Source organism: Buchnera aphidicola (Pentalonia nigronervosa) (assembly GCA_014622685.1).
Classification (GTDB): Bacteria; Pseudomonadota; Gammaproteobacteria; order Enterobacterales; family Enterobacteriaceae; genus Buchnera; species Buchnera aphidicola_BD.
This window is the reverse complement of sequence record CP061275.1, coordinates 34,657-48,093: the sequence shown is the minus strand read 5'-3', so window position 1 is coordinate 48,093 and position 13,437 is coordinate 34,657. Positions and strand designations below refer to the sequence as shown.

Sequence of the window (13,437 nt, the reverse complement as noted above, 5' to 3'; positions counted from 1 at the left end):
TGCTCACTTAGAAAAACAAAACATAAATTTTTATAAACAAAAGATCATCAAAAAAACTATATTTTAAAACAATACACAAGAAAAATATGCCGATTACACAATAAATATTGCAAAATAGATTATTTAATGCAAGATCATCTTTTTTTGTTCAATAGCATGAATTTGTACTTTAATTATTTCGCTAATTGGATCTTCAGGACAATGTTCGACAAAATAAATTAAATCTGTCAAAGCTACATGATTACATTCTAATTGTGCGTATATTAACCCTCGATCACGAATTTCATATGGATCATTGGGATCAATTTTTATAATAAGATTACTTACATTTAATGCAAGTTCTATTTTTTTTTCTTCCATCAACGCAGCTTTTAATGTATCTAACATTTTACGAATTACAATAATAGCATCAGATTTATATAAATCGTTATCATATAATTCAGCCGTCGGGCTAATGTTACCCTTTAACCACACTTCTAAAATATGACGGTTTAATAAATCTCCATTAAAGGGGTTGATTAACCATTTCTTTTGATTCACCCAATCTGCTCGTAAAATAAGTTGTGTAGGAAAAACAACAGGATTTAATGGTAAATTTAACTCTTGTGCAATATGTAATAATAAAATCCCTAATGAAACCGCAGTACCTTGTCTTGTTTTTAAAACATTATCAATCCATAAAGCATCAGAAAGTTTGTAAATACCACTTGCTCCACAGAAACGCCAGTGATGATAAAACAACTCCAACAATTTTTTTAATTGTTGATTAGGTTGAACTTCAGATAAAACATAAGATTTAGCTTCTTGTATTTTATTTTTCAACTCAAACAAAACAGTTTCGACAGGAAAGTCTGATCGAATTATTTGAAAAACAGCAATAGCAGAATCTAAAAGTGACAATTTAGAAAAGTCAATATCAGAAAGAGATTTCATATAATTAATAATTTTAATATTTTTTGAAATAATTAAAAATGTTTATTGTTGCAATTATAATGTATTAATATATAGTTTATAAAAAATAAAACTATATTTTTTGTATTAATACATTGCTTATTTTATACCATATAAAATATTTTACTAATTATGAATTTTTCTTCCAATTGTTACACGATCATTTCCTCCATAATCTTTATAAGATGCTATTTCAGAAAAATTATATTTTCTAAAAAAAAACTGTACTTGTAATCTTTGTTGATATCCGTGTTCTATTAATAACCAACCGCCTAAAAACAAATAATTACTAGACATTTTAATAATACGTTCAATGTCTAAAAAACCATCATTTTCTGATATAATTGCGCTCAATGGTTCAAAAAATATATCTTGCTTAAGCAATTTCATTTCATGTTTTCCGACATATGGTGGATTACTTACGATAATATCAAACTTCTGATCTACATGAGAAAACCAATCACTGTAAAAGAACGACACATGTTTTAAATTTAATTGCAATGCATTTAATTTAGCTATTTCAAGAGCTTTTATCGATTTGTCAATTCCAATAATATTACAATCAGTGTGCATACTACCTAAAGCTAAAGCAACAGCACCACAACCGGTACCTAAATCTAAAACTACAGAAAATTTTTTATTAATTTTTAACGATGCTTGTTCTACTAAAATTTCTGTATCTGGTCTTGGAATAAGAGTATCATATGACACAATTAAAGACAAAGACCAAAACTCTTTTTTTCCAATTATATAAGCAATTGGTTCGCCTAAAGATCGACGATGAACTAAATAATCTAAGTATTTTAATTCCATTAAATTTAATTGAATGCTATCAGCAGTAAGAATGTAACTTCGTGTACACCGTGTAACATAACCTAATAAAAACTCAGCTTCAAACTTAGGATTATCAACGTGAGGTAATTTATTGATAGTTTTTTTTAACCATCTTTGAATGTTCATGATTGTGCATCAGCCAAAGAATTTAACATATCTGCTTGATGTTCTTGTATAATCGGATCAATCAATAAATCTAATTTTCCTTGTAAAACTTCATCTAATTTGTATATAGTAAGATTAATTCTATGATCTGTAATCCTATTTTGAGGAAAATTATATGTTCTATTTCTATCTGATCGTTCACCACTACCTAGTAAAATACGTCTCATAGAAGCATTTTCTTCTTTACTTTTCGCAATTTTAGCAGCATGTATACGAGACGATAAAATAGATAGTGCTTTTGCTTTGTTTTTATGTTGCGATCTTTCATCTTGACATTCTACTACATTACCAGTAGGAAGATGTGTTATACGAATAGCAGAGTCTGTAGTATTAACATGTTGCCCACCAGCACCAGAAGAACGAAAGGTATCAATTTTTAAATCAGAAAAATTTATTTCTTCTTTTTTAATTTTTGGAATTACCGGCATTACTGCTACAGTGCAAGTAGATGTGTGAATTCTACCTTGTGATTCTGTTTCTGGGATTCTCTGAACACGATGACCTCCAGATTCAAACTTTAATCGACCACATACACCTTTTCCGGTAATTTTCGCAATAATTTCCTTAAAACCGCCTCTTTCATTATCGCTAGCATTAATAATTTCAACTTTCCAAGTGCAATGTTCGGAATACCTAGTATACATTTTGAATAAATCACTAACAAAAATTGAAGATTCATCACCTCCAGTTGCTGATCTAATTTCAATAAAACAACTGTACTTATCATTTGGATCTTCAGGTAGCAATAATATTTTTATTTTTTTTTCTAATTCTTTTTGCTTATTGCGAAACACATTTTCTTCCTCCTTTGCCATATCGTACATTTCTACATCATGAAATAAACTAGAAATATTTTTAAGATCAATTTCTATTTGCTCCCATTGAATAAAATGTTTAATAATTTCTGATAATTTTAAATACTCTTTAGATAAATCTTTAAAATATTCTCGATTTAATACAGTGTCTTTCTGTGTTAAAATAATTTCAATTTCATTGAAGCGATTTTTTAAAGTTCTTAATTTATCTAAAATAGAATTGTTTAACATATATTCCTTATCTTTAAAAAAATTGATTTAAATACACTTTTTAATTGATTTAATATCACGTATAACTTATATTACTATTAAATAATAGTATAAATTTATAAAAATATATTATTTTAAATTAACAATACCGTATATTAAAACATTTCTATTAAAATAATTACATGCAATACATTCTGTACAAAATAACATAGTCAATCAGTTAAAAATTATTATATCTTGATAAAAATATAATATATACTTTACTCAATTCTAAAAATTAATTTACTTGCTTATATGTTAAAATAAACATACGAGCATATAAATATCATTATATACGCACTGGATATCGTTTCTTTAATATAGAAGTACATTGAAAATATATATCTACAATAAAAAATTAGAATTATTTATTATAAATCGTTTACTACAATATAATTGTATTCGCTTTTCTATAAAAATTAAAAAAAATAATCGTTACAGCGCAATTTATAATATCAATGAAATAAAGAATTTAATTTGAATATTATCAGCACACATGTCGTTACCAAATGTTAAAAAAAATCAATTTTTTCAAGTTATATTCAGTAAACGTATTAATATTACAAACTTATCAACAAAGGTATTTGTATATCACGTCTATATTTTATTATGAGACACGATAGAAATATTATTATCTATTACGTAACATCTTTTTTTAAATCTACTATATTTATAGTACAAAAATATTAAAAAAAAATAAAAAATCTTATGATTAAACATATAAAAACACGCTATTTATCCAAGATTGTAAATTATAAATAAGGTTTTTTATGCCTGAAATGAAACTTTTTTCTGGAAATTCTGTTCCAAAATTAGCAAAATTTATTGCTAATCGACTATATATTAATTTAGGTGATGCATCTGTTAGTCGTTTTAGTGATGGTGAAATTAGCGTACAAATAAATGAAAACGTAAGAGGTGGTGATATCTTTATCATTCAATCTACTTGTGCACCTACAAATGATAATATCATGGAATTAGTAGTGATGATCGATGCTCTACGCCGAGCATCAGCAGGACGAATCACTGCAGTTATTCCGTATTTTGGATATTCTCGACAAGATCGACGCGTACGATCCGCCCGAGTTCCAATCACAGCTAAAGTCGTTGCCGATTTTTTATCTAGTATTGGAGTAGATCGCATATTAACAGTAGATCTGCATGCCGAACAGATTCAAGGTTTTTTTGACGTACCTGTTGATAATGTCTTTGGCAGCTTAATTCTTTTAGAAGATATGATACAAAAAGAACTAAAAAATCCAATTGTTGTTTCTCCTGATATTGGAGGTGTTGTTCGAGCTAGGGCAATTGCAAAACTTTTATACGATACTGATATGGCAATTATTGATAAAAGAAGACCACATGCAAATATATCTCAAATTATGCATGTTATTGGTGACGTTGCAAACCGAGACTGCATATTAGTTGATGATATGATAGATACAGGAGACACACTTTGTAAGGCTGCTGAAGCTCTTAAAGAAAGAGGAGCTCAAAGAGTTTTTGCATATGCAACGCATCCTATTTTTTCAGGTCATGCAGAAAAAAATTTGAAACAATCATCTATTGATGAAGTAGTTGTATGTGATACCATCCCATTACGCGAGAATATAAAATTATTACCCAACGTACGTACATTAACATTATCAGGCATGTTGGCAGAAGCGATACGACGAATTAGTAATGAAGAATCTATTTCTGCTATGTTTGAACATTAATAATAAAAATTTTATATTTTTAATTCTAAGCACATAACTATTCTCTTTTATTGAAAAATAATGTGCTTAGTATTATAAAAAATGGAAAACTAAATTTTAACATATAATATTATGATATTTTTAAAAACATAGATTGCTTAATCTGTTAAAAAACTATCATTAAAAAACTAATTAATAAAAATATCACGGAAAAAATAAAATACACCTATTATTATTAATCCACGTAAAACACCGAAAATAGAACCAAAAATCATATCTAGAAAAGATAAACCTAAAATTCGTACAATTTTTTTTAGGATAAAATTTAATACCAATCTTATAGAACAAAAAACTATCACAATTATTAAATTATTTCCATAAAAAAAACTATTTTTTAAAATATGTGTGTAAAATGAAGAAAAATAATAATAATTAAAAAAAAACACATATTTAACAACCAAAATAAAATGGAAACAGTTTCTCTAAAAAATCCTCGAAATGCACCGCATAATAAAGAAAAAAAAATTATTATAATACTAACTTGATTAACTAATAACATAAATCTTCCAAATTAATATTAATTATCTTATTTTTAAAAAATTCTGAAGTAATAAATTCTGATACAGTAAAAAAAGAACCAAAAATTAAAATAACATCTTGTTTTTCAGATCTCATATATGCTGTTTTTCCTGCTTGTGCAATACTATTAAAAAAATAAGTATTATGTTTTGGTAAATAATTTTTCAATTGCATCACAGAAATAGTACGATTAGTATTTAGTGGAGCTGCATACCAGTAATGAACTCTATTCTTTAATATACGAATCATTTGACTTATATCTTTATCTTTTAACACACCTATTACTGCATGTATTTTTCCTAGACAACTTATTTCATCAATCTTATACGACAAGTATAAAACAGCATGAGGATTATGTGCAACGTCCAATATAATACGTGGATCAAAACAAATAGTTTGAAATCTACCTAATAATTGTATTTTAGGCATAACATGTCTAATAATATTCTCATGAATTTTAAATTTTGCATAATACAGAGCAGATAGTGCTATTGCTGCATTTGACAACGGTATTTTAGTCATCGGCAAATTGTATAATTGAATATCAGGGTGAATAAAATCCCAACTATTATCATTTTTAAACCAAAACCAATCTATATTAACATTCTTCAGAACTGTATGTGTTTTTTTTGCAATTTTATAAATAGAACCAGGAACATTATAATCACCAATTACAGATATTGTATTTTTTCGAAAAATACCTGACTTTTCGCGTACAATACTGGAACGATCGTTACCTAAAATAGACGTATGATCCATTTCGATATTAGTAATTATAGACAGATCAGAATCTACAATATTAGTTGCATCTAATCGTCCACCTAATCCTACCTCTAATATCAAAACGTCTAATTTATACTGTTTAAATAAAAACAATGCCGAAATAGTAACAAACTCAAAATATGTTAAAACTTTTGCATTTCTTTTTGTTTCAATATGACAAAAAGATAAAACATGCTGGTCTTCTGCAATTATTTTACCGTTAATTCTTACTCTTTCAGTATAGTTAATAAGATGTGGAGAGGTATATAATCCCACTGTATATCCTGATTTCAAAAGCAATTTTTCTAGCGCTATACAAGTAGTTCCTTTGCCATTTGTTCCGCCTACAGTGAAAATAAAAGATTCAATATTTAAAATTTTTAATCGAATTGCAAAATTTTTTAATTCTATAAGATCAAATCTTTTCTTTTTAGGAAATGTTTCTAAATATTTTAACCATTCTAATAAAGAAGAATTTTTATCTAACATAAATATCAATTTTAATCGGAATTTTATAAAAAAATAAAAATAATGATTTAAAACTTAATATTACAACCTGAAAAACTAAGATGTTACTGAACTTTTTTAAAAACATTAATTAATTTAAAATAAACGACTAATTTAGCTCATCTTAATTCTTACATCAAAACACAGTTATTTTTTAGTATAGTAAAAATAATCATATATTTATAAAACAAATATAAAACTAATATAACGCAATTATAATATGTTTTTAATGTATATTTTTCAAAAAAAATGACTCTATTTATTAACAAACTGTACATTTTTTAACATATGTTTTTGTCATATTAAAATATTTTAAAAAGTTTTTCTGAGATTTAACAAAATATTTTTATACTATTTATATACATCTAATTTTTTTCATAAAGAAAAATATATAAATAAAAACATAAATTTTTTATATTTATATAACATCCTTAAAAAAACAACATAGCTTCATAATTTGATAGAGTCTTACATAGTTAAAAACTATGCCATATTTAAGTTAAGATAAAAAACTAAAATATCAATATTTTTTATAACTTAACATAACTACTGCAAAAGATTTATTAATAAATTTGGATATATTCCTAAAATTAATAAATTTATCCCAGAAATGCAGACAACTATACCAGATGGAGAGAAAAACCAATAACGCGGTATAATTAAAGTACGTGAAAAATATGTCGGTGATGTTAAATATAAATTAATAATCATTCTTAAATAACAACATAAACCTATTATACTACCAACAAAAAAAGGTATACCAACAATCCATAGATGCTCGTTTATAATAATTGATAAAATATAAAATTTACCAATAAATCCCAATGTTATTGGGATACCTGATAAAGATAAAAAAATAACCGTTAATATAATCGCTAACATTGGCTGATGCCAAAACAAACCTTCATACCAAAATTTCGGATGATGTTGTTTATTTTGCGAAATATTTGAAATTAAATTAATAATACCAAAATATGCTATATTACTAAACAAATAACTACACACATAAACTATACTTGCTTCTAAAGAAAAAATATAACTATCATGAAAAGCTAATAATAAAATTAATAAATAACCTAACTGTGATATTGATGAATAACCAAAAAACCTCTTCATATCATTTTGCAATAACGCTAATATATTTCCAAATATAACAGATAAAAATATCATTAATGATACTATATAATATAGTACACCATTATCAAAATTTGAGATATGTAAAAATAGACGCAACAAAATAAAAAAAATAGCAGTTTTACTCACGGTAGAAAAAAAAGATAACACAGCAGCAGAAGAACCTTGATAAATATCTGGTGTCCAAAGATGAAATGGCACAATAGATAACTTAAAAAACAAGGATGATAAAATCATAATCGTTCCAAACAATATTACTAATTTTTCCTGTTCTCGTGTGATATCAAAAATATAATCTAAAGATAAAAAACTCAAATTTCCAGAAATAGCATAAATCCATGCAATTCCTAATAATAAAAAACTCGACGATACACCGGACAAAATAATATATTTTAATGCAGCTTCTAGGGAATACTTTTGCGTATTAGAATAGGCAATTAATCCAAAAACCGGTAAAGTCAGTAATTCAATACTAATAAATAAAGAAGACATATGATTCGAAAAAATTAAATTTACTGCCCCTAAAGTAGAAAGCAAAAACAATACATATAATTCTTCTTTATTAAATTGATATTTTTCTAACCAAGAATAAGAAAAAATACATGCAGAAATTGCTGAAAAGAGAATCATAAAAACATATATAATAGAAGACTTATCTATATAAAATAATGCCGTTACATTTATAGGAATAATATTTTTTAAAAAAAACAGAGATAAACATGAACATACTAAACCTAAAATAGTTAACGTACAAACAAAAGTATGGTTACGACTATAACAAATAGATAATATTACTATTATTATAGCAAATATTAAAGTTACTGTCGGAAATAATGCTATTAATTGTTGTAAATTGATCATAATTACCAATTAAAACCTTATTGCTGTGATAGGATGCATGAATTTTTGATGAATATCATGTAACGGAACATACGAAATATCCAAAATTTTTTGAGGATACAAACCTAAAAACACTAATATTAAAATTAATATCATCATTATAAATACATCTTTTTTATATATCTGTTTTTTTAAAATATGCTGTTTACATACACCGTAAAAAATTCTCTGGACCAAATTTAAAGAATACAAAGCAGAAAATAAAATACTTACAGTTAATAACGATGATAAAATTGGATGAATCTGGAATAATCCTAATAAAATTAAAAATTCACCTACAAAGTTGCCTGTTCCAGGAAGACCAAAATTGGACAAAGAAAAAAATAATGTCAAACCTGGAATCCAATACATACAACTCCATAATCCACCCATCTTACGAATATCCTGCGTATGTAAAATAGTATACAAATAACCAGACAAAATACATAAAGCAGCGGTACAAAAACTACTAGATAACATCTGAACTACTGCACCTTGAAGAGATATTTCACTTTTGCTATAAATCGAAATTAAAATTAACCCCATATGAGAAATAGAAGAATAAGCAATTAACTTTTTAACGTTATTTTGTGAAAATGCAAGAATAGATCCATAAAAAACACTCGTTATACCTATAATAATCACAAAATAGACAAATTTTTCTGTTGCATGAGGACAAAGTACTAAACTAATTCGTAAAAGCGCATAAGGGGCTGTTTTCAATAAAAGACCAACAATTTCTACTGTTCCGCATGATAAAGATTGCACATGAAAATCCGGTAACCATCCATGAAATGGAACAACAGGCATTTTTATGAAACAAGCTAAAAAAAAGCCTAATAAAACAATACATTCTGTATTTATATCTAACGTATTATATGATAGTAAATCATAATTGAAAGTTAATATATTTGTGCTCTTATAATAACTATATGCTAATATTAAAATTGAAATAAACATAAACAAACCCGATACTTGCATGTATATAAAAAACTTATTAGCAACTGTAACGCAAGCATTTTTTTGATCAATATTTTTTCCCCATAATGCAATTAAAAAATATGTAGGAATAAGTATAATTTCCCAGAAAAAGAAAAACAAAAATAAATCGCGAGAAATAAACACACCGATAGTACCAGACAACAACATCAAAAAATTAAAATAAAAAAAACCTTCATTTTCTTTAATAGTTTTCCATGAAACAAGAATTGCTATTATGCTTAATACACAAGTTAAAAATAACATCAACAAAGATAAACCATCAACAAATAAATTAAATTCAATACCAAATTTTGGAATCCATGGCATGATAAATTGATTGTTCCAAATAGACAATTCATTGAATTGATGAGTGCAATATTGTTTTTGAAGCCACATCCGTAATATTATTAAAAATACTGACATTGTTGCAATTAAAGCAATCCAACGAGGAAAATATTCTTTAAATCTATACAGAAAATACGATAGTAAACTACTCAAAAGTGGAATTATAATTAAAAAAGAAAGTAACATCGCTTTTATATTCCTATTATTTACTATAAATTATACTATTAATGAAATTATTTTTTGTTGTTTAAAAATTATTGATCATTTAATACAAACATGACTGTGAAAATAAGTAAATAACAAAACTAATATAAAAAACGAATTTATACCAATTATCATTGAAGCTATATACCATCTTAAATAACCATTATTTATTCTCAATAAATTTGCATTTAACACATGAATAATATATTTGAAAAAATGCGTAATTTTGTTTAATGGATCACTTGAAAGTATTGCAGATATATACAGATAAAAACGTATAAAGAAAAAATTATAAAAAACATCTATACCCCATCCTGATACAACTAAATTATAAAAATATTTCATACATTTTAAATTTAATATGCTATCTGTTAAATGTCTATTTTTAATCCATATATAATATGCACACCATATCCCTAAAAAAGACAACATACCAGATGTTATTTCAAACATAATCTTCTGCGTTTCAGAAAAATGAAATTCTGGAAATACATAAAATAATGGAAGTGATGTATATGATATAAAAACAGTAGATAAAATAATAAGAATTATCAATGGTGTATCATGTATTAATGTGCTATTGATTCGCACATCATAAATAGAACTATTATTATGAAAAACAACTAAAATCATCCTAAAAGTATATAAAACCGTCAAAAAAGAACAAAATAAACCAATTAAAAATAAATAAGTATGGCCGCTTTGAAAAACACTAAACAAAATATTTCCTTTACTATAAAAACCAGCTGTAATCAATGGAAAACCAATTAAAGATCCACCTCCAACTAAAAAACTAACATATAATAAAGGTAATTTTTTATATAAATTACTACTCATTTTAAATATGTTTTTTTCATTATTACATGAAATAATCAAAGAACCGGCCGATAAAAACAATAATGCTTTAAAAACAGCATGTACTACTAAGTGTGTAATAGCAGCCGTCCAAGACTGTACACTAAGTGCTAAAAACATATATCCTATTTGACTCATAGTTGAGTATGCTAAAATACGCTTTATATCTGTTTGACATAAAGCCGAAAAACTAGAAATTAATATTGTTGCTATACTAATAACACTTAAAACATATAAAATTTTAGGTGTTAAAATAAATAAAAAATATGTACGAGATACTAGATAAATACCAGATGTCACCATAGTTGCAGCATGTATTAAAGCGGATATAGGACTTGGTCCAACCATTGCATCAGATAACCAGGTATGTAAAGGTAATTGAGCAGATTTTCCAATTATACCTGCTAATAAACAAAACGTAATTATATTTACATCACTACTATAGTCTAAATACATGAAATTTGATAAAAATTTAATTTCATCAAAATTAAACGTACCATACTTACGATATATTAAAAACATTCCAATTATTAAAAAAATATCAGAAACACGAGTTAAAATAAATGCTTTAAACCCACATAAAACATTATATAATCTTTTATAATAAAAACTAATTAACAAATAAGAACATATACTGACACACTCCCATCCCATATACATAAATAAAAAATTATCAGCTAGAACCAATACTGCCATACTAGCTATAAATAAGTTAGTATACGCAAAAAAACGAGAATAACCTTCTTTATTGTCCATATACCAAATAGAGAAAATATGTACTAATAATCCAATTCCCGTAATCATAATTAACATACTTAAAGAAAGGCCATCTAGGTAAAATCCAAAGTTAATATGAAATTCTTTAATAGATATCCATGAATATAATTTCTGTATAACAATTAACGAAGGAAAACTAAGAAATTGAAAAAAATATAAAACAGTGATAACAAACGATATAAATATTGAACAAACACCTATGTATGTTGTAATTTTTTTACGTAATGAACTTTGCAATATAGATAAAATTACAAAACTTATTAATGGAAATAAAATTATTAAAAAAATAACATTCATTTACGCATCTCACTTAAAACATCAATATTTAATGTTTTTTTATAACGATATAATTGCAATAATAATGATAAAGCTATACTAGCTTCCGATGCAGCTAAAGTAATAGCAAGTATATACATTATCTGACCATCTGGTTGTTGCCAATAACTACTGACAACAATTAATGCTAATCCAGCTGCATTCATCATAATTTCTAAACTAATTAACATGAATAATAGATTTCTACGAACAATTAGAGTTGTTAAACCCAAAACAAACAATATTAACGATACACATAATCCGTGAAATATAGACACCATAATATATCATCCTTATTAATGCTAATTAATTTTAACCGTGCCGCTTTTAACATAAACGTTTTTTTGTTCCAACATGAAAAATAATCACCAAAGCCGACAATAAAACCATAGAGGCCAACTCAACTAATAAAACATAAGGTCCAAATAAACACATACCCACATCGTTTGAATTTATGAGCACACCAACTATATTTGTTTGATTTAAAAAAAACAATACATACATCATTGACATAAATAAGATTAATGATAAAATTCCAGGACCAATCCAAAAAACAGGTTTTAAACATTTTTTTTCTTGAATGTAATATTTATCACTTAAATTAAGTGTCATAATTACAAAAATAAATAAAACTAAAATCGCTCCAGCATAAATAATTACTTCTATAGCACCAGCAAAAAATGCACCAAACGAAAAAAAAATACCAGATATTGATAAAAGTGACACTATTAAATATAGTAAAGAATACACTGCATTTCTTTGAAAAATAACAAAGATAGTAGAAATTATTGCTACAAATGAAAATATATAAAAAAGAATTTCCACAAAATATTCCTTATGGTAATAAATTTTTTACATCTATTGGTTTTGATTCAATATTTAATTCTCCTGTTCTTTTTCCTTGTGTTACTACACCTGAAAAATGATAAAAATCATAATCTGGATATTTTCCAGGACCAGAAATTAATAAGTCTTCTTTTTCATACACTAAATCTTGTCTATTAAAATCAGATAGTTCAAAATCAGGCATGAGTTGAATTGCAGCTGTAGGACATGCTTCTTCACACAATCCACAAAAAATACATCGAGAAAAATTAATTCTAAAAAATTTTGCATACCAACGCCCAGTAATTGTTTCAGATTTTTGAACAGAAATACAATCCACTGGACATACTGCCGAGCATAAGTTGCAAGCAACACAACGTTCTTTCCCATCAATATTGCGCGTTAATATTACTCGACCGCGATAACGAGGCGACAATTTTACTTTTTCATCTGGATATAAACGAGTTTCTGACTTATAAAAAATATTAACACCGATCATCCAAAGACTTCTGATTTGCGTACATAATCCAAAAACAATTTTTTTTAGTAATAAGCACATAAAA

At 25.9% G+C, this 13,437-nt stretch carries 11 protein-coding genes; 1 reads left to right on the top strand and 10 read right to left on the bottom strand.

What is annotated here, in order from left to right; genetic code table 11:
• Nucleotides 1-123: 123 nt before the first annotated feature.
• From ICW73_00190 to prfA, 3 genes are all read right to left on the bottom strand, one after another.
• Nucleotides 124-933, bottom strand: a complete 810-nt coding sequence (locus tag ICW73_00190) for a tetratricopeptide repeat-containing protein (protein QNS01898.1) — start codon at nt 931-933, stop codon at nt 124-126.
• Nucleotides 934-1,077: 144 nt separating this feature from the next.
• Nucleotides 1,078-1,911 (bottom strand): peptide chain release factor N(5)-glutamine methyltransferase, encoded by an 834-nt coding sequence (gene prmC, locus ICW73_00185; protein ID QNS01897.1) that lies wholly within the window; start codon nt 1,909-1,911, stop codon nt 1,078-1,080.
• A complete protein-coding gene (gene prfA, locus ICW73_00180) occupies nt 1,908-2,996 on the bottom strand; it encodes a peptide chain release factor 1 (protein ID QNS01896.1) in 1,089 nt (362 codons plus the stop codon). Before prfA ends, prmC begins: the two co-directional genes overlap by 4 nt.
• 788 nt (nt 2,997-3,784) lie before the next feature.
• Here prfA and ICW73_00175 point away from each other — a divergent pair.
• Nucleotides 3,785-4,732 (top strand): ribose-phosphate pyrophosphokinase, encoded by a 948-nt coding sequence (locus tag ICW73_00175; GenBank protein ID QNS01895.1) that lies wholly within the window; start codon nt 3,785-3,787, stop codon nt 4,730-4,732.
• Nucleotides 4,733-5,260: 528 nt separating this feature from the next.
• Here ICW73_00175 and folC read toward each other — a convergent pair.
• The 7 genes from folC to nuoI all read right to left on the bottom strand — a co-directional run bounded on the left by folC (nt 5,261) and on the right by nuoI (nt 13,433).
• Nucleotides 5,261-6,541 carry a bifunctional tetrahydrofolate synthase/dihydrofolate synthase gene (folC, locus tag ICW73_00170; GenBank protein ID QNS01894.1) on the bottom strand — a complete coding sequence of 427 codons (1,281 nt, stop codon included), beginning with the start codon at nt 6,539-6,541 and terminating at the stop codon, nt 5,261-5,263.
• A gap of 564 nt (nt 6,542-7,105) precedes the next feature.
• On the bottom strand, nt 7,106-8,557 hold the full coding sequence (locus ICW73_00165; GenBank protein QNS02080.1) for an NADH-quinone oxidoreductase subunit N: 1,452 nt from the start codon (nt 8,555-8,557) through the stop codon (nt 7,106-7,108).
• A gap of 6 nt (nt 8,558-8,563) precedes the next feature.
• Nucleotides 8,564-10,084, bottom strand: coding sequence for an NADH-quinone oxidoreductase subunit M (locus ICW73_00160; protein ID QNS01893.1), 1,521 nt, complete (start codon nt 10,082-10,084; stop codon nt 8,564-8,566).
• Between the two features lie 75 nt (nt 10,085-10,159).
• Nucleotides 10,160-12,031: an NADH-quinone oxidoreductase subunit L gene (gene nuoL / locus ICW73_00155; protein ID QNS01892.1), complete on the bottom strand. Its 1,872-nt coding sequence runs from the start codon at nt 12,029-12,031 to the stop codon at nt 10,160-10,162.
• The gene (gene nuoK / locus ICW73_00150; protein ID QNS01891.1) at nt 12,028-12,330 is read right to left on the bottom strand and encodes an NADH-quinone oxidoreductase subunit NuoK; all 303 of its coding nucleotides are present in this window, start codon (nt 12,328-12,330) and stop codon (nt 12,028-12,030) included. Before nuoK ends, nuoL begins: the two co-directional genes overlap by 4 nt.
• Nucleotides 12,331-12,376: 46 nt before the next feature.
• Entirely contained in the window at nt 12,377-12,874 is a 498-nt protein-coding gene (gene nuoJ, locus ICW73_00145) for an NADH-quinone oxidoreductase subunit J (protein QNS01890.1), read from the bottom strand.
• Between the two features lie 10 nt (nt 12,875-12,884).
• Complete coding sequence (gene nuoI / locus ICW73_00140) at nt 12,885-13,433, bottom strand: NADH-quinone oxidoreductase subunit NuoI (GenBank protein ID QNS01889.1); 549 nt, start codon at nt 13,431-13,433, stop codon at nt 12,885-12,887.
• Between the last annotated feature and the right edge of the window lie 4 nt (nt 13,434-13,437).